This window comes from Prosthecobacter sp. Pr1, assembly GCF_057652315.1.
The window spans coordinates 1-17,113 of sequence record NZ_JBYFBS010000002.1; the positions used below are offsets into that span (position 1 = coordinate 1).

16 protein-coding genes are annotated in these 17,113 nt (G+C 57.8%); 5 read left to right on the forward strand and 11 right to left on the reverse strand.

What is annotated here, in order from left to right; genetic code table 11:
- Positions 1-142 precede the first annotated feature (142 nt).
- Positions 143-2,044, reverse strand: a complete 1,902-nt coding sequence (locus AC24GY_RS02950; RefSeq protein ID WP_487680163.1) for an ABC transporter ATP-binding protein — start codon at positions 2,042-2,044, stop codon at positions 143-145.
- Positions 2,045-2,183: 139 nt separating this feature from the next.
- On the reverse strand, positions 2,184-3,179 hold the full coding sequence (locus AC24GY_RS02955) for a glycosyltransferase family 2 protein (RefSeq protein WP_487680165.1): 996 nt from the start codon (positions 3,177-3,179) through the stop codon (positions 2,184-2,186).
- A gap of 172 nt (positions 3,180-3,351) precedes the next feature.
- Between AC24GY_RS02955 and AC24GY_RS02960 the strand changes: the two genes are divergently transcribed.
- The 5 genes from AC24GY_RS02960 (at position 3,352) to AC24GY_RS02980 (ending at position 8,825) form a co-directional block, all read left to right on the forward strand.
- Positions 3,352-4,611, forward strand: a complete 1,260-nt coding sequence (locus AC24GY_RS02960) for an acyltransferase family protein (RefSeq protein ID WP_487680167.1) — start codon at positions 3,352-3,354, stop codon at positions 4,609-4,611.
- 98 nt (positions 4,612-4,709) lie between these two features.
- Positions 4,710-5,462, forward strand: a complete 753-nt coding sequence (locus AC24GY_RS02965; protein ID WP_487680169.1) for a cephalosporin hydroxylase family protein — start codon at positions 4,710-4,712, stop codon at positions 5,460-5,462.
- Positions 5,463-5,506: 44 nt separating this feature from the next.
- Entirely contained in the window at positions 5,507-6,598 is a 1,092-nt protein-coding gene (locus tag AC24GY_RS02970) for a glycosyltransferase (protein WP_487680171.1), read from the forward strand.
- Positions 6,599-6,601: 3 nt separating this feature from the next.
- Complete coding sequence (locus AC24GY_RS02975) at positions 6,602-7,687, forward strand: FkbM family methyltransferase (RefSeq protein WP_487680173.1); 1,086 nt, start codon at positions 6,602-6,604, stop codon at positions 7,685-7,687.
- A 52-nt stretch (positions 7,688-7,739) separates the two neighbouring features.
- On the forward strand, positions 7,740-8,825 hold the full coding sequence (locus AC24GY_RS02980) for a glycosyltransferase family 2 protein (RefSeq protein ID WP_422320591.1): 1,086 nt from the start codon (positions 7,740-7,742) through the stop codon (positions 8,823-8,825).
- A gap of 33 nt (positions 8,826-8,858) precedes the next feature.
- Here the strand turns inward: AC24GY_RS02980 and AC24GY_RS02985 are convergent, their stop codons facing one another.
- The 9 genes from AC24GY_RS02985 to rfbF all read right to left on the reverse strand — a co-directional run bounded on the left by AC24GY_RS02985 (position 8,859) and on the right by rfbF (position 17,011).
- Positions 8,859-9,635, reverse strand: a complete 777-nt coding sequence (locus AC24GY_RS02985) for a cephalosporin hydroxylase family protein (RefSeq protein ID WP_422320590.1) — start codon at positions 9,633-9,635, stop codon at positions 8,859-8,861.
- A 4-nt stretch (positions 9,636-9,639) separates the two neighbouring features.
- On the reverse strand, positions 9,640-10,662 hold the full coding sequence (locus AC24GY_RS02990) for a class I SAM-dependent methyltransferase (RefSeq protein ID WP_487680175.1): 1,023 nt from the start codon (positions 10,660-10,662) through the stop codon (positions 9,640-9,642).
- A 167-nt stretch (positions 10,663-10,829) separates the two neighbouring features.
- Positions 10,830-11,717 (reverse strand): NAD-dependent epimerase/dehydratase family protein, encoded by an 888-nt coding sequence (locus tag AC24GY_RS02995; RefSeq protein ID WP_487680177.1) that lies wholly within the window; start codon positions 11,715-11,717, stop codon positions 10,830-10,832.
- Positions 11,718-11,753: 36 nt separating this feature from the next.
- Entirely contained in the window at positions 11,754-12,605 is an 852-nt protein-coding gene (locus tag AC24GY_RS03000) for a TylF/MycF/NovP-related O-methyltransferase (protein WP_422320587.1), read from the reverse strand.
- Positions 12,606-12,671: 66 nt separating this feature from the next.
- Positions 12,672-13,676, reverse strand: coding sequence for a glycosyltransferase family 2 protein (locus tag AC24GY_RS03005; RefSeq protein WP_422320586.1), 1,005 nt, complete (start codon positions 13,674-13,676; stop codon positions 12,672-12,674).
- Complete coding sequence (locus tag AC24GY_RS03010; RefSeq protein WP_487680179.1) at positions 13,673-14,620, reverse strand: NAD-dependent epimerase/dehydratase family protein; 948 nt, start codon at positions 14,618-14,620, stop codon at positions 13,673-13,675. The genes AC24GY_RS03005 and AC24GY_RS03010 overlap by 4 nt, the downstream gene beginning before the upstream one ends.
- The gene (gene rfbC, locus AC24GY_RS03015) at positions 14,617-15,150 is read right to left on the reverse strand and encodes a dTDP-4-dehydrorhamnose 3,5-epimerase (RefSeq protein ID WP_422320584.1); all 534 of its coding nucleotides are present in this window, start codon (positions 15,148-15,150) and stop codon (positions 14,617-14,619) included. Before rfbC ends, AC24GY_RS03010 begins: the two co-directional genes overlap by 4 nt.
- Positions 15,147-16,280: a CDP-glucose 4,6-dehydratase gene (rfbG, locus tag AC24GY_RS03020; RefSeq protein ID WP_487680181.1), complete on the reverse strand. Its 1,134-nt coding sequence runs from the start codon at positions 16,278-16,280 to the stop codon at positions 15,147-15,149. The genes rfbC and rfbG overlap by 4 nt, the downstream gene beginning before the upstream one ends.
- The gene (rfbF, locus tag AC24GY_RS03025; protein WP_487680183.1) at positions 16,244-17,011 is read right to left on the reverse strand and encodes a glucose-1-phosphate cytidylyltransferase; all 768 of its coding nucleotides are present in this window, start codon (positions 17,009-17,011) and stop codon (positions 16,244-16,246) included. The genes rfbG and rfbF overlap by 37 nt, the downstream gene beginning before the upstream one ends.
- Positions 17,012-17,113 lie beyond the last annotated feature (102 nt).

Genomic DNA, 17,113 nt, shown 5'->3' on the forward strand with positions numbered 1-17,113 from the left:
TAGTCTCTTCCAGTTCAGGAGGGGCTTTGCATCGTGAAATGAAGGCGGCTTTTTTCCATGAGAAAAATGCCTGCAGGCAATTCCACTACAAGCCCATGTCCAACCATGAGCTCGGACACATGTTTGTTTGATTGCATGGTACTTAGGCCATGGATGCGTCCAGAGTTGCATCAGGAGAGGTGTTAAACTGCAACTCATAAAGGCGCCGGTAAAGCGACGAACTGCGCAGCAGCTGCTCATTGGAGCCAATGGCCTCGACCCGGCCTTCCTGCATGACGATGATCTTATGGGCGGCGAGCACGGTGGAGAGGCGGTGGGCAATGGCGATGACGGTGCGCCCGGCCGTGAGGTCATGGATGGCCTCCTGGATGATGCGCTCGCTTTCGGTGTCGAGCGCGGAGGTGGCCTCGTCAAGCAGAAGGACTGGGGCATTTTTCAAAATGGTGCGCGCTATGGAGATGCGCTGCTTCTGACCGCCGGAGATCTTGGAGCCGCCGTCTCCCACGACGGTGTCGTAGCCTTCCTGGAACTCCTGCACAAAGGAATCCACATGAGCCTGGGTGGCGGCGTGGAGAATCTCCTCGTCCGTGGCCTCCAGCCGGCCATAGCGGATGTTCTGCCGGATGGTGTCGTGAAAGAGGAAGACATCCTGACTGACAATGCCGATGTTTTCGCGCAGGGTTTTCTGCGTGACGTCACGGATGTCATGGCCGTCGATGCTGATGACGCCGTCATCCACATCGTAGTACCTCAGGAACAAGGAGAAGAGGGTGCTTTTGCCCGAGCCGCTGGGGCCGACCAGCGCATAGAATTTTCCTGGCTCAATGTCCAGGCTGACGTTTCTGACAGCCGGGCGGTCATATTTTTCCCCGTCTGGCTTCACGTAGGTGAAGGTGACGTTGCGCAGGGAAATACTGCCGGTGGTGCGCGGAAGAGCGAGGGCATCTGGACGGTCCTTGATGTCAGGCTCCCGTTCCAGAAGCTTGAATACCTCCTGGCAGGCGGAGAGGGTGCGCTCAGTGGTCATGCCGACACGGCTGAGCTCCTTGATGGGCGGGTACATCCCGATGAGGGCCACGACGAGGAACATGAAGTCGGCGGCTGATTTATCGAGGTGCCACCAGTAGATCAGACCGGCGGCGATTCCGAGGGAGGCGACGGTTTCAACCACGGTGCCGCTGAGGTCCGTGAGCTTGTTGAAGCGAATGGCGTCAATGGAACTGGCCCTGTTGCCTTTTTCGAAACGCGCCAGCTCATAGTCCTCCCTGGAGTTTCCTTTGACGAGGCGAATGCCGCCGAAGGCTTCGTGCATGCTCACGAGCATGTCCGAGGAGGCGTTGAACTCGGTCTGGCCGCTGCTCTTGACCGCCCGGGAGATCATGCGCACGGGAATGATGCACAGGGGGAAGACAAACAACGACATGAAGGTGAAAAGCGGATCGATGGTGAAGATGACCGAGAGGGTGGACAGAATCATGGCGGGATGCCGCGTGATCGCCTGCACCAAGGCGAGGGCGTTCACCTGCAGAGCGGTGGACTGAAGTGAGACGACCTGGATGAGCTCCCCAGCCTTGGAGCGGTTGAAGAAGACCATCGACTGCCGGAGAATGGCGGCGTAGAGATCATTGCGAATGCGGAAGAGGATGTGGCTGGAGGCCTTGACATAGGAGCGTGTGGCGAGGTAGCCGAGAAAGCCTCGGCAAAAAATCATGCAGGGAATCAAGGCGCTGGCCAGAACCACCGAGTAAAAGGACGCCTTCTCGCCCTTGAGGGGGAGATGGAGCGCCTCCCGCAGGGAAACCATGCCGACAAAGGGAACCGGCAGGGATTTTTCGAGGACGGGGGAGTCTCCTTTCAAGACGATCGAAAAGATCACATTGAAAGACAGAAGCATGAACGCATTGAACATTCCGGAGCCGATGCTCAATACCAGGCCGGTGGCCAGCCGCCGCCACTGCGTGCGGGCATAGGAAAGGAGCTTTTTGAGCGCCGCCAGGCTCGCGGGATTGGTTTTTTTGAGCAGTTTGCCCAAAAGGAATTTCAACAGGGGGTTCAAACTGTGGCTGAGTGAGATGGAGCTGATGCCGGTTTTAACCTGAGGCGGGGGGCTGTGTCCAACGAAAGGTTTGCAGCCGGCTGCGGCGCTGCCGCAAACACCAAGGACGATTTGAATCCCCTCGATACTAGGTCCTGGTCTTCGACAAGCGCTGTTTCAAATAGCGCCATCCCAGCTTGCGGATCAACCGGGCGTTAAAGATCAAGGAGGAGCCAGAGGGCTGGCGACGCCGCAGCTCCTGAGCTGCCTTTTCTGTCAAAATGGCAGGGGCACCACACCAGCACCAGTCTTTCAAGGCCTTTTCAAGGTCGCGTTTCGAGCATCCCTTCAATTCTGCATCCAGGTGCTGCTCCCATGGAATGCCCGCCTTGACAAGATCCGCGATGATCAACACCAGCGTTTGTGACAGCAGTTTTTTGCGCAGGGACCGGGAATAGGTCTTCCAGGTGTTGGCCTCATGATCGCGATACATGGCGCCGGGGCGGGGGTCATAGGCGAGGCTGCCATGCATCAGGACTCTGGCCTGTGTCATGATGTCGAACTGGCAGTCCGCCCTGGATTCGTAGCCTCCAGAGCGGAGCATGGTTTCACGGCGGATCGCAACCGAGGGCTGAAGGAAGTAGAAAACCAGGTTCAGGAGGGAGACTGCCATGCGCGGGCCGTCCATGTAGAGGATCTGATCATTGAGAAGGAAGTCATGCACATAGCCCTCGTTTGTACGCAGCAGCCTCGCTTTGTAGCCCCTGCCGCGTTCCTCCCGCCAGGCGGGGGCGGCGTACATGGCCACATCCTTCCTGCCGGCCACGGCCTGGTGGCAGCGCAGCAGGAAATCCCGATGGAGCAGGTCGTCATCCTGATTGATGATCACGTATTCACCAACTGCGGCGGCAGCACCGTCCGCCCAATTGCGCCCCACATGAACCAGCTCCTTCTGGCGCAAGTACCTGAGGCGGGGATCTGCATGGCCAGCCACCAGCTCCCGAGTGCCATCCGTGGATGCGTTGTCCTGCACGATCACTTCAAAGTCCCCAAACGTCTGGCTGAGAACGGCATCAAGCGTGGCCTGCAAAAGCCCGGCGCGATTGCAGGTGGGAATGACGATGGTGAAGAATGGAGGGGGCATGGCAGATGGTGGTCGTGCCTTTCACGTAAAGCCCTCCATGCAGCCGAGGCATGAGCAATACAAGAACATATGGCTCATGGCTGATCAAACCGATCCGTAGCAGGGGAAAGAGGGGATTTCCGAGGTCATTCTGTGTGCTTGTGCACCGCCGCCAACTGCGGTTTATGCAGCCATGGCCGACAAGCAAGCATCCTCCGTGCACCGTTTCGAGGAATTGGACTCGTTGCGAGGCATTGCTGCCGCAGTGGTTGTGGTGGCCCACTTCGCCGGCATTTTTCTGCCGGGCGCGGTGTTTGCCAAAGACGGACATTTTTCCTGGGAAATACTGTTTGTGAGCACGCCGCTGCACCTCCTGACATCCGGGCATCTGGCAGTCTGCATGTTTTTTGTGTTGAGCGGTTTTGTACTGACTGTGCGCCAGCTTGCACCTGGAGAGCGTTTCACGAACCAGGATCTGCTGACAGCGGCTTTGAAACGACCGGTGCGTCTGGGCGGCATGGTGATCGTCACTGAACTGGCCGGCATGTTTTGCTGGTGGCAGGGGTGGTTTGTGACGCAGACTGCCGCAGCACGCCTGCACAATAGCTGGCTGGCCTATTTCTGGCCCAAGGAGATCGAGGCACACGACATCTCCGCCCTGGCGACCGGCCCGTTTTTTTATGGCGTCTCCTTCAATCCTCCCCTCTGGACCATTGAGCTGGAGCTTTATGGTTCATTCATGGTCTTTGGCATGGCGGCCCATTTGACCCGGCTGGCATGGGGGCGTCTGCCGGTGCTCATCGGCATGCTGATGGTGCTGGGCCGGCTGCCAGAAATGATGAGGGCGTGCGGCTATGATTCACAGATCATTCCTGCCGGACACTGGCTGCTGCTGCAAGGTTTCGTGTTTGGCATGATGGCCGCCGAAGTCTGGCACATGCCAGGGCTGCTGGCCCGCTGCTGGCAGAGCAAACCTTTGCGCTATTCATGGCTCGTCGTCGCGGTGGTGTTTGCCAGTTTTCCCTATTATGGCAGTGCCGGTGAAACGCTTTACCGCCTCCTGCCGACGATCACCCCCAGGCTCGGCGGGGGGTATCCGATGCTGGGAGCTTTCATGCTCTTCCTGCTGGTGCTGGCGGGGTGGGGGAGAGGCGTGCTGCTGAGCGCCCCAGCGCGTCTGCTGGGCCGCCTGTCCTATGCCATTTACGGCTGCCATTTCATCATCCTGCCCACGATCACCTGTGGTCTGTATTTATATTTGGATGAACGCGGGGTGTCTTATCCGCTGACCATCATCATCTGCCTTTTCGTCACACTTCCTTTGATGCTTGGGTGCGCGCTCCTGCTTGCGCGTCATGTGGACACCCCGAGCATTCGCGCAGCTGCTGCTGTGGGGAGGTGGGTGCGGCATGGCTTCCAAAAGGGCCGCGTCTGCTCTGAAGCGTGTGATTGAGAAAAACTAAATGGCATGCGGAATGATGCTTAAAGAGCTTGAGCGTTTTTAATCTGCCTCTATGACAGCGTTCCTGCTGCCTACCTGACACGCCTTCCATGAGCCGCCCGCCACATCCCGCCGTTCAGCAATTCTTCGATGAGCGTCATGCTGACATCATCCGCATGGGGGAGGATGAAGAGCTGAAGCGCAAATCCATCGAGTGGATGGTGCATGCGGACCGCTACAAATATACCTACAATTTCACATGGATGGGGCGGCCGATCATCAAGTTTCCCACGGACATGGTCATCCAGCAGGAGCTCATGTGGCGGCTCAAGCCGGATCTGATCATTGAGACCGGTATCGCGCACGGCGGTTCCATCATTTTTTCGGCGTCGATGCAGCAGATGATAGGCATTGAGAATGGTCGGGTGGTGGCCGTGGACATCGACATCCGGGAGCACAACCGGCAGGAAATTGACGCGCACCCGATGTCGAAGCATATCACGATGATCGAGGGCAGCTCCGTCGATGCAGGGGTCTTTGCCCGGGTGAAGGAACTGGCTGCCGGAGCCAGGACCGTGATGGTGATTCTTGACTCCAACCACACCCACCAGCACGTGTACGAGGAGCTCAAACTTTACGCGAATCTGGTGACGGTGGACTCGTACTGCATCCTGCCGGACACGTTCATCGAGTTCTTTCCCAAAGGCTACTACCACAACCGCCCCTGGGATGTGGGTGACAATCCCTGCACGGCCGCACGGCAGTTTCTGGCTGAGCGGGACGACTTTGAACTCGACCAGTTTCTCACGGCAAAGGGCATGATCAGTGAAGGGCTGGACGGCTACCTCAAACGAGTGCGGTGAGAGACAACCGACAACCGGATGCCCTGCACAATGTGACTTCTCCCATGATTTCTGTACTGATCCCCTGCTACAATTATGCGCACTACGTCGGTCAGGCGATCGAGAGCGTGCTGGCGCAGACGAACGGGGACCTGGAGCTGATCGTGATCGACAACGGTTCCACGGATGATTCATGGAAGGTGATCCAGAGTTACAAGGATGCGCGGATCAAGACCTTTCGGATTGAGAAAAACGAGGGGATCGTGAAGGCCTGGGCCTTTGGGCTGGAGCAGTGCACGGGGGAGTGGTTCAGCTTTCTGTCCGCAGACGACTATCTGATGTCCCAGAAGCATGAGGTCCTGCTGCAGTATCTGGCGGCGCACCCGGAGGTGGATGTGGTCGGTGGCTACGTTACGCAGGTGGATGAGAACGGGTGCCCATGGAAGAGGCATGCATGGATGGAAAAAATCATCAACGAGCCACGTGATTTTAACAGGGGAGATTCCTGGTTGATGCGGCACTATCTTTGCATCCCTGCCGCACTGTACCGGCGCAGCCAGTGCACGCCGCCAACCGGAGGGATCAATGCGGTCAGCGACTATGATTTTCATGTGCGGCTGCTGAGGCGCGGATGCCGCTTTGCTCAGTTGCGGGACGTGGTGGCCTGCTACCGCTGGCATACCAGCAACACCAGCGGAAGCGCGACAGAGCAGTCCACGGCTCCACTGCAGTTCGCCTACTGTTTTGCCACGCAGTTTTTGCCCTATTTGAGGGATTCCGGGCAGGAGGATCTGGCCACTGCGGCCATCACCTTCTTGTTTGATCATTATTATCTGCAGATTCAAGCATCCACGCCGCAGCAAGTCAAAAGCATGATGCTATGCATGCTCTGGCCAGATTGGGTGGTGGCAAATTGTGCAGACTACCACGCCGTACTCACTCTGGACTGGGCTTCCAGACAGGCGGAGCCCCCTCTGCATGCCCTGAAAGCCATCGTGGATGGCGGATGCCTGAAGTCGATTTTCCCAAAAAAGGAACATGAGCACCTGACGGAATTTCCGCAAAAAAAGGGGCCTCCGAAGAAACGGGGACCATTGCGGGAAGCTGGACGAAAATTTGAGCGCACGATTCGAAAACTGGTGAGAGGTAACAAATAAATTATGGCAGCAAGCACCCCACAGGGCGTTTCCGTCCTCAAAACGTTGGAGACAATCCGCAAGGATCCCGAACTGCGGCAATCGTTCGTGCGGACGATCGTGCAATGGGAAAAGGCCGCCCGCATCGTACGTCCCAACCTGCGTGAAGAGGCCAGCGGACCGCTGGTGGATTCCGTGCATCTGGACAATGAGGTGATGCAAAAAGAACTGCACGACGGCACGTTTTTCCAATTCCTCTACCGTTCTAAAATCGCCCGGGAGTTCGTGATGAGTGATCCTGAACTGCCAGATCATGTCTGGGAGCCGCAGACGACCCGGCTGCTGGTGCGTCTGGCGCGTGGCGCACGCAGCGCGGTGATTGGCGGGGCTTATTTTGGAGATCACACCATCTTGGTGGCTCAGGAAATGGCCAGGTGCGGCGGCACGGTGCATGCTTTTGAGCCGGATTCGAGCCAGCGCAGCATGCTTGAGCACAATGTGACGCTCAATGCCTTGTCCAATGTCCGGATCAATGGCGAGGGGCTTTGGGATTCGAAGCGCGAGGGGCTTCGGCTCTCCGGCCAGGATGCATACGCGACGATGATGGAGGACGATGCGGGCGGAGATTCCACAGGCATCTCAACGGTGAGGCTGGACGACTACCTGCGCGCGCAGCATTTAACAGAGGTGGATCTGATCATGCTGGATCTGGAAGGTGCGGAACAAATGGCGCTGAAAGGAACGGGGGATTTTCTCACGCTGCCGCCTGGAAAAGCGCCCAATCTGGTCTTTGAGATCCATCGTAACTATGTGGACTGGACGCACGGCCTGCACCGCACTGAGGTGGTGCAATGGCTGACTGGACTCGGATACAGCGTCTTCGCGGTGCGCGACTTTAACGCCAATCAGGACATGAAGGGCTCGCCCGTGGAGCTGATCCCCTGCGACAGTGTCTATCTCGAGGGCCCGCCCCACGGCTTCAACATGGCCGCGTTCAAAGACACCAGGCTGCTCTCGGATGACTGCTTCCGCATTGTGAGAGGAGTCAGCCCCAAGCTGCTGCTTCATAAAGACCCGGCGTTGTACCATCCCGTGGGCGGAATGCCTTGAAGATCAGGCCAACCGAGGGATAGAAGAAATCTTTTTCAGCTTTTGATTCCAAATGCCAGCCCCGCGAGTTTCCGTTCTCATCCCTTGCTACAACTATGCGCAGTACGTGGGACGTGCCATCGAGAGCGTGCTGGGGCAGACACATGACGATCTGGAGCTCATCGTGGTGGACAACGGCTCCACGGATGATTCGTGGCAGGTGATCCAACAGTATCATGATCCGCGTCTCAAGAGTTTCCGGCTGGAAGCAAACCGGGGCATGTGCGGTGGCTGGGCTTTTGGCCTGGAGCAGTGTCTGGGCGAATGGTTTTCATTTTTGTCCGCTGATGATTATCTGGACTCCAAAAAACATGAGATTTTGCTGAACTATCTGGCAAAGCATCCCGAAGCCGACGTGGCAGGCGGGTATGTCGAGCAGGTTGATTCGTTTGGCCGCCGCCCCGAGGGGACGCGTTGGATGGAGGATGTCATCAACGCACCGCGTGACTATAACGCCCTGGAATCGTGGATGAACCGTCATTTTCTCTGCATTCCGGCTGCCTTTTACCGCAGAGAGCTGTGTGTGGCGCCTCCTGACGGTCTCAACGGCGTGGCGGACTACTATTTTCATCTGACCTTGCTCAGGCGTGGAGCCCGGTTTGCCCAGGTGCAGGAGGTGCTGGCCTACTATCGGTGGCATGAGGATAATACTACCCGCAAAGAGCGGTCAACGGTGGTTGAGCAATTCGCCTACTGCTTTGCCATGCAACTGCTGCCTTGCCTGAAGGAGTCGAATCAGATGGGCCGCGCGGCGGAAACCATCTGCAGTTTTTTCGAATTATATACTTACCTTCTTCGAACCACACCCAGGCATGATCTGGGCGGAATCATGCTCTGCATGTTCTGGCCGGAATGGGTCGCTGAGAACTGCCCGGATTTTCCGGCACTGGTGGCTGTGGACTGGGAGAACCGGACAGACGGGCACCAGTTCCATGGCGTTCGTGCCATGATGAACGATGCATTCCTGAAATGGTCCCATCAATCCCCGGCTGTTCCGCCTGCTGCCGCCACCCACAAACGTCAGCAGAAGAACACATGGTGGCGTAATGCTGGCCGCTCATTTGAGCGCAGGCTGCGCCATTTTTTACGCGGACGCTGAGCTGTTGGAAAAAGCGGAGCGGGAATGGCTGCGTTAGCCTGCTTCAGGGCCCGCTTGCAAACGACGCAAGTAGGCGCCGGGCCAGTGCGTGACGTTGCTGTTGAGGGCGCTTTCATTGAAGAGCCACTGGGGTTGCTCTACGACGAATTCAGGGTGGGTGGCGGCGAATTCTCTGGCGGCCTGAGCCGGATTGTTGGTGACCCAGCCGGGATCGCCGCGCGGAGCATCAGCCACCTCGCTCATGATTCCGTCTGTGGCGACAATGTAAGACCCGGGGCTGACGATGTCGTGATAAGCATTTAACTCGGCGCTGACATGGTCGCGGGTATGGTTGGAATCCAGGATGACCAGCACTTTGGCGCCGCGAGGCAGTTTCGATTTTACTTGGGTGACGGTTTTAGCGTCCGCTGACGAGCCTTCGATGAGGGTGATGCGCTTGAACAAGGCGTGCTCCTCGATGGCCTTGCGGTTATGCGGGCGGATCTCGATGTCCACGCCGATCACCTGGCCCGCCGTTCCCATTGCCTCGAAGAGGCTGGCGTACAAAATAAGCGAGCCTCCATGGGCTACGCCTGTTTCGACAATCACGTCTGGCTTCACCCGGTGTATGATTTCCTGAATGCGCATCACATCTTCGGGCAGCTGGATGATCGGACGCCCCAGCCATGAGAAGGTGTAGGAATATTTGGCGTTCCAGCCCACCTTCACCCACAGGTCTGAAATGATTTTGAATGCCTCGGTGCTGTAGAGCGGCAGGGGCTGCCCGCCGGAGGTCAGCGTATTCGTGTCGGTGTCGATGTGGAGTTGCATGGACTTAAAGAGGCAGCAGTTGCGGTGAAGTCCCTTGTTCGTCCAGGGTCGCACGTATCTCCGCCAAATAGTTGGGGTTGGCGACGAGAACCACTGCCACGTCCGCCACGCGAGGATCAGAAGGGGCGATGACAGGGATGCCGGAGCCGGGAAGAAACATGCCCTGCTTGCTGGGATTGGAGTCGATTACGAAAGCTGGAGGTGTTGCTGTGAAAGTCTGGGCCAGAGAGACTCCTTTGGCACCGGCCCCCCAGATGGCCCAGCTGTTCGTCGAGCCATGAGCCTCAAGTCGCCGCAACACCTCACGTTGTGAGCCGGCCAGGCTAGCGGTGAAAGCTGGCAGCAAAGTGGAACTCCGTTCATGCTGCGTTGGCGGGGCGGCGTCTTTGCTGCGGGGACGCAGCTCCAGAGCCTGATACTGCCCGCCAAAGACGCGCCTATGGTCGAGCACGGCAAAGCCGGCCCGTTCAGCGAGGAGTCGCAGCGTGTGGGTGGTGAAGTAATTGCAGTGCTCATAGAACACATCCCAGAAAGCCTGCTGTTCGACAATCCATTCGAAGGCCGGTGTCTCCACATACACGGCGGAGTTTCCGCCGGCGGCGGCGATGCCATGCAGCAAATGAAAGAAGCCACCAATCTGAGGCACGTGCTCAACCACATGCCTGCACACCACGAGATCGACTTTCTCCGTCACATCTGCAGGGGTGGCGTAACGTTGAAAAAACGTCACGCGTTCACCCGGCTGTCTTCCCTCCGCCTCACACGAAGTGTCGAAGCCAATGCCCTCGACCTGCGCGCGGGCGCAGAAAAGGCGGAGAAACTCACCTTTGCCGCAGCCCACTTCGAGCACCGCACCGTTTCTGGCTGTGTAACGCTGGGCGAGGAGATCTGCAGTCTGCTCCAGCATTGTGGTAAAGCTGGGAGAGAAGTTCTGCCGGTTGTCATAGCGCTCATCATACGGGATGGCGGCAAGATCCAGAATGTCATTAAAGATGAGCCCGCAGGCGTTGCATTCGCGGAGGCGCATGTCACGCCTGGCCACGTTTCTGGCGGCCGCTTCAGACTCGCAGCGGTAATTCAGGATCACGGGCTGCTGAGGCAAAAACAGGCTTTCTCCCAATGCAGACGAGTGGCAGCCTGGACACCAGAGCTGTGCTGGAGGGGATGTACTCGGGGCCTGATTCACCGCGCTTCCTAAGTTGCCATAGGGAGGCTGTCAATCAAGCGCTGCAGTCCTTCTTCCAGGCTTACTTTCGGAGTCCAGATGCTTCCCAGGCGTGTGAGGTCAGCGACGATGCTGGGAGTTGGATCCAGTGCCGGTTCTCCTGTGGGAAGTGCCTGGCAGGGGGCCACACCCAGCGCATCCGCAATGCGCTGGGCGAGGTGCTGGATGACAATTCCCCGGCCTGTTCCGACATTGACCGCGCCCGTGATTTTTTCCTCGAGCGCCCGGCAGAGCGCCAGGGCGGCATCATCAATGTAGATGTAGTCCCGCAAGCTGTACGGTGTTCGCAGCGAGAGGCGGTTGCCTGCGCGCAACTGGGAGATGAGCGAGCTGGTCAGGCGGTTGGGGTGCTCCCCTGGACCATATGGAATAAAGACGCGGAACCAAGTCCAGGGCATCGCAGAAAAGCCGCCTTCCTTCCGCAGCCATTGGAACAGCGACACCTTTGCCTGTGAGTAGGGGAAAAGAGGCGCCAGCGGCGAGAGCGACTCCTGCAAAGGCAGTGCCGAGGCGGCATATTCGAAACAGGTGCCAGCTCCTGCAACATGGTGGGGCTTCATGGACTGCAGGCGCTGAAACCAGGTAATGCTCTGGTCAAGCCACACCGCATTTTCTGGCGACATGAGGTAGGAGCCGGGCGTGGCCAGCCATGCCAGATGCAGCGTGGCGTCCGGCGCAAATGTCTCCACCTGTTTCCACGGGGTGTCCACCAGCGTCCCCTGTGCGATTTCAACCTCAGGGGGCAGTGCGGCAGCAGTGCCCCTGCAAAGGGCAAGCACGCGATGGCCGCGTTCAAGGGCAACACGGCAGAAAGCACGCCCAATAAAGCCAGTGGCGCCTGTGACGAGAATTTTCATGAATGGGTGCAGGGCGCGAATGCGGATGACTGAGGACTAAGGTTTCAGCAAAAGTCCCTGCCCGGTGGGGAGCGTTGCAATCATCACACCTTTGCCGCGTGCGAAATCATCCAGTGCCGTCTTTTGTTCCTCATAGCCTTTCCAGCCGTAGTCATCCAACACGATCACAGCGCCGGAAACAAGCTTGTCCCAGAAGAAGCACAGGGCCAACCGTTCAGGAGTGGCAATGTTCAAGTCAATCGAGAGGAAGGCGACCTTGGGGATGTCCACCTGAGTCAGCGTGTCGGGCACTTTTCCCCTCACTAAAATGGCTGAAGGGTAGGGTTGGAAATTGGCTTTGGCCTGCTCAAAGCACTCCGGAAAGCATGTTTTGTTGAATTCCGCTTTGCCAGCTTTTTCCTTTTCGCTCATCTGCTCCACCGGGATGCCTTCGAACGTGTCGAACAGGAAAAAGGATTTTCCTGTTTTGTTGAAATCCAGATAATCGCAGATGGCCAGCGAGAAGATGCCCGTGTTCACGCCGCACTCGACAAAGTCGCCTTCGAGATGAGCGGCATGGCTGGCTGCCCACAGGAGCATGTGGACCCTCCACTCGATGTGAATGTCGTCATGGGAGCCAGGGGCACGCCCAATCTGGTGCCCCGAGTCCATGCCCCTGAAGTAGGCCTGCCTGAATCGCGGGTCCGACATGAAGTCAACATTCTTGTTCCAGACGCGCAGGCTGTCTGCGTCATAGTCAAAAGACTGGGCGGCTGTGGTGTGGTAGATGTAAAGTTCGAGTTCGGTGATCCGGTTTTGCAGTTGTGTGTGCTGGAGCAGCTGCGCTTCCTGCTTTGTCCGGCATGCCACGTTTTTAAGACACTGGCACAAATCCGCGAACCATTTCATCACACGCTGCATGGGGTTAGGATGTTTGAAAAAGTTGCATGGTCAGTGCAGTTGTGGGAGCCCTGCTCATGGGGTGGGGGAGGGAGTTGGCTTGCCTTTAAACCAGGTCTTCAGGGCCTTGCGTTTGCTGGAAATGAAGGCTCGGATGTGCCCCTTTTTCTTCCTGGGTTTGAAATAGATCACACCTTTCCTTTTGACCTCATAATTCTCCATGACATCGCGGCAGTAGCGGATTGCATTGTACCACTGCGACAGCAACGCCGGCTCATAACCCGGATCTTGCGCGGCAGCCAGCCTAAGCTCATCGAGCAGTTGAAAGGTGCCGATGCCGCCATCCCGGAACACGACTTCCCGGTCGCAATTGCGGCTGTAATTGCCTTCGTAGGTGGTATGAATGTAAGAGACTTCAGGACAGAATTTCGTGGGATAGTCCCGCACCATGCGGACCATTCCCACTGTTTCACAGTGCTCGTGCCGACCATGGTCATAAACACTGATGATTGCTGATTTAGGAACCACTTGGAGATCAAACAGACCCAGCATGAGGATGCCCCGGCGGTCCTTGACCATGCGGTCGCAGATTTCATGACGGGACATGTCGTTGTGATAAACGCTCGTGAGCACTTTCTCCCTGAATTCTCCTGTCGAAGGCAGGTCGATGGAGAGATTTGGGTAAACGATGCCGGTGTGGCCGTCATGCATCGACATTAGTTTCTCAAGGTAGCTGGATTCAGCCCAGCGATCATCATCCGTGGTGGCGATGTAATAGCGGCCGCTGCACTGGTTGAGCGCAAAAATCCAGTTGGCGTGGAGGCCGATGTTCACTGGCTGCAGGTGCAGCTTGATGCGAGGATCGGCAGCGGCGAGTTTTTTGAGATAATCAACCTTCCCCGGTTCCTCGGAAGCATTGTCCGTGATGATCAGCTCCCAGTTCGTGAAGGTCTGCGCCGTGATCTGGCCGAGCGTCCGCTGGATTGCCTGCAGGCGGTTTCGCGTCGGAAGACAGATGGAAATCTGGGGCGAAGAAGCAGGCATGTCATCGACCTTGGCTTGCGGGAAGTGCGTTCTCAAGCGGAGACTCCTTCGTGGCCGCGCTGGAAATAGTCAAACAGTCTGCGAATGACGTCAGCCATGTGTTCGCGGGATCCAGCCACGGTGGGGCGAAGAAATCCGAGGCTTGATTCAAGGCTGAAGCAATTGCCAGGATCGGGCATGAGTGAGAGAATGCTCCGCGGGAGCGGCCTGCCTGTGCGGTGGTGATACTCCGCCGCCACCATGTCGGCGATCTCACGTATGCTCGGGCACCAGTAAGAGCCGGCATTGATCACTGTATCTCCGGCGGGGAAGTTTTGCAGGAGGTGGAGGCAGGCGTCCGCGATTTCGTCAGTGGAGATATAATTGCGACGCTGCTTTCCTGAGGATTGAAGGACGAGGCGTTCCTCGTTAAGCGCGCTTTTGACGAAACACATGGGCGCCAGGGCGGAGCGGTTCACCGTGGGGGCATCTGGTACGCCATAGCCGTTGGCGGGCCGCAGGAGAACGATGTTCAGGCCGTGGCGGTGGGCATAGTAACGGCACACTTCCTCACCGAGGAGGTGATTGAGGGCGTAGGGGGTCTCGCAGTGGGGCGGGCTGCTTTCGCTGATGGTGCCTTCGAGTTCGGTGCCATAAACCTGAACGGAGGAGAAGAAGATGATCTCCCGAATGCCGTTGTGAATGGCGAGTTCGAGCACATGGCGCGTGCCATGGACGGAAAGATTGACGCCCGCGGAAAAATCACGTGAGACGATGTCGCTGGCGGTGGCGCAGTGAATCAGGGCATCGGCGGGCAGACGGAACTTGGCCATGGCGGGGTCCTGCACATCGAAAGCCATCACGGGGAGACCAAGGGCCTGCTCCAGCCCGGTTGTGGGATTGCGTGCCGTGGCGATGACGTGATGCCCGGCCTGGCGGCAACGGATGGCGATCCGACTGCCAAGGTAGCCTGAACTGCCAGTGACGAGGATGCGCTTCATGGCTGCCAGGGAGGATGCGACTCGTCTCGAGCTGAAAGGATGCGCCGTGGCGTGTTCGGCCATTGGATGCCGAACGCGGGGTCGTCCCAGCGTGCGCCGCGGTCATGCGTGGGGGCGTAGAAAGCGGAGACCAGATAGTGCATTTCTGCGTCCGGGGTGAGGGTCAGGTATCCATGGGCGCAGCCCTGCGGGATGTATAGGGAGCGCGCGTTTTCAGCACTCAGCTCGACGCCGGTCCATTGCAGGTAAGTGGGGGATTCACGCCTGAGGTCGAGCGCGACATCAAAGACGATGCCCCGCGTGCAGCGTACCACCTTGACCTCGGCATGGGGGGCATCCTGCCAGTGCATGCCTCGCAGAGTGCCGGCTTCGTGATTGAACGAGATGTTTGCCTGCACAAACTCCGTGCAGAGGTCCTGCTCAGCAAATTCTCGCCGGCAGAAACTGCGGGCAAAAAAGCCCCGGTCATCCGTGCGTGGCTCGATGTCCACGATGAAGCAGCCTTGGATTTTGGTGGGGGAGAATTTCATGCGAACGCAGCCCAGGCAGCGCCTGAGCGCATGGCATCTTGCTCATAAGCTGAAATCTGACCAGCGGTGATTTCCATCAATGCTGTCCCTTCGTTCTGGTGACGGTACCACTCGACCGTATGCCGCACCGCTGTAGCAAAATCCCAGACGGGTGTCCAGCCGAGTTCCGTCGCGGCCCTTTCGATGGCAAGCTGGAGAAACTGCGCCTCATGAGGGCCCTGACCTTCGGAAATATCCTTCCATCTGCCCGGCCAGTGGAGCATGACTTCCTCCATCAGGTCCCGCACAGACCTGACGGACGCCAGTGAGGGGCCGAAATTGAACCCACTGCAGAACACGCTCCCTACGGGAGCCGATGCCAGACGCGCCCCCAGACACAGGTACCCGCTCAGACAATCAAGCACATGCTGCCAGGGGCGTGTGGCAGTGGGATTTCGCAGGGGGATTTCAGTCCCGGCTCGCAGGGCGCGGATGCAGTCCGGGATGATGCGATCTTCGGCCCAATCCCCGCCGCCGATTACATTTCCCCCGCGGGCGGTGGCCAGACGCACCGACTCGGGCCCATTAAAAAAAGAACGCCGCCAAGCCGAAGCAATGATTTCGGTGGCACCCTTGCTCGCAGAATAGGGGTCATGTCCTCCCATGGGGTCCGTTTCCTGATAGCTCTGTTGTCTGCCCACATTTTCATAGCACTTGTCGGAAGTCACCACTACCACCGCCTTGGGGGGCGAGGGCAGGGAGCGCAGTGCGTTGAGCACGTGGGCTGTGCCCATGACATTTGTGGCTGTCGTCTCCAGCGGCTCGCGATAGGCCCGGCGGACCAAAGACTGTGCCGCCAGATGAAACACGAATTCAGGTGCTATCTGCAGAACGGCCTTTGCCGTGGCGGCGGCATCACGAATATCCACCGCCGACTCGCTGGAAAAAATGCCATGGCAGGCGGTGGCATAAACTCCTGCGTCCGTGTCCGGGGGGAGCGCGAGCCCATGCGCCTCAGCACCCAGTCGATGCAGCCACTGACCGAGCCATGCCCCTTTGAACCCCGTATGACCGGTGATCAGTATGCGCCTGTTTTTGTAAATCCCGCCAAACATCACCAGACTTTCCACGGTGCTGTGCCTGCGTCCCACATCTTGTTCAGCATTTCAAATTCACGAAAGGTGTCCATGCATTGCCAGAAGCCATGATGGCAATAGGCGTTTATCATTCCATCCCGGGCCAGTTGTTGCAATGGTTCGCGCTCGAGCACGCAGTCATCGCCGTCCAGGAGCTGACGCACACGGCGGTCCACCACCATGTACCCTCCATTGATGAACTTGGTTTTGGGCTTCTCCTCAATGGATCGTACGGTGACTCCATCGATCCCCAGTTCGCCAAAACGTCCTGCAGGTTGAACGGCAGTGATGGTGACAAGGGCCTTGTTCTCCTCATGAAAACGTACGGAAGCACCGATGTCTGCGTCTGTCAGTCCGTCACCATAGGTCAGAAGCACGTCCTCATCTCCTATGTGTTGCATCGCCCTCAGCAGCCGCCCTCCGGTCATCGTGTTCAATCCAGTCTCCAGGAGTGTCACAGTCCAGTCCTCTTCTTCGTGCGAATTGTGGTAGATGATCTGGCGGGAACGGCCCAGTTTGAGAGTTACATCGCTTCGATTCCATAAGTAGTTGCGAAAATAGTCCTTGATGATCTCTCCCTTGTAACCCAGGCAGAGGACAAATTCAGTGAATCCGTGGTGCGCATAGGTCTTCATGATGTGCCAGAGAATCGGCTGGCCGCCGATGGGAACCATGGGCTTCGGGCGGTATTCCGTTTCTTCTCGCAAGCGGGTGCCAAGACCGCCACAAAGTAAAATGACCTTCATTGATGGGGGATATTTATGTTAGGAGCTGGTTTCCCATAACTACGGCCCTGCGGCAATCCAAGTCCTTTGTTCTAAATTGCAATTGGCGCGTCTTGTTTTGAT

Coding starts and splice junctions, on each gene's coding strand:
- AC24GY_RS02955 (WP_487680165.1), bottom strand. CDS start 3,179: ATGCCCCCTCCATTCTTCACCATCGTCATTCCCACCTGCAATCGCGCC.
- AC24GY_RS02960 (WP_487680167.1), top strand. CDS start 3,352: ATGGCCGACAAGCAAGCATCCTCCGTGCACCGTTTCGAGGAATTGGAC.
- AC24GY_RS02965 (WP_487680169.1), top strand. CDS start 4,710: ATGAGCCGCCCGCCACATCCCGCCGTTCAGCAATTCTTCGATGAGCGT.
- AC24GY_RS02970 (WP_487680171.1), top strand. CDS start 5,507: ATGATTTCTGTACTGATCCCCTGCTACAATTATGCGCACTACGTCGGT.
- AC24GY_RS02975 (WP_487680173.1), top strand. CDS start 6,602: ATGGCAGCAAGCACCCCACAGGGCGTTTCCGTCCTCAAAACGTTGGAG.
- AC24GY_RS02980 (WP_422320591.1), top strand. CDS start 7,740: ATGCCAGCCCCGCGAGTTTCCGTTCTCATCCCTTGCTACAACTATGCG.
- AC24GY_RS02985 (WP_422320590.1), bottom strand. CDS start 9,635: ATGCAACTCCACATCGACACCGACACGAATACGCTGACCTCCGGCGGG.
- AC24GY_RS02990 (WP_487680175.1), bottom strand. CDS start 10,662: ATGCGCCTCCGCGAATGCAACGCCTGCGGGCTCATCTTTAATGACATT.
- AC24GY_RS02995 (WP_487680177.1), bottom strand. CDS start 11,717: ATGAAAATTCTCGTCACAGGCGCCACTGGCTTTATTGGGCGTGCTTTC.
- AC24GY_RS03000 (WP_422320587.1), bottom strand. CDS start 12,605: ATGAAATGGTTCGCGGATTTGTGCCAGTGTCTTAAAAACGTGGCATGC.
- AC24GY_RS03010 (WP_487680179.1), bottom strand. CDS start 14,620: ATGAAGCGCATCCTCGTCACTGGCAGTTCAGGCTACCTTGGCAGTCGG.
- rfbC (WP_422320584.1), bottom strand. CDS start 15,150: ATGAAATTCTCCCCCACCAAAATCCAAGGCTGCTTCATCGTGGACATC.
- rfbF (WP_487680183.1), bottom strand. CDS start 17,011: ATGAAGGTCATTTTACTTTGTGGCGGTCTTGGCACCCGCTTGCGAGAA.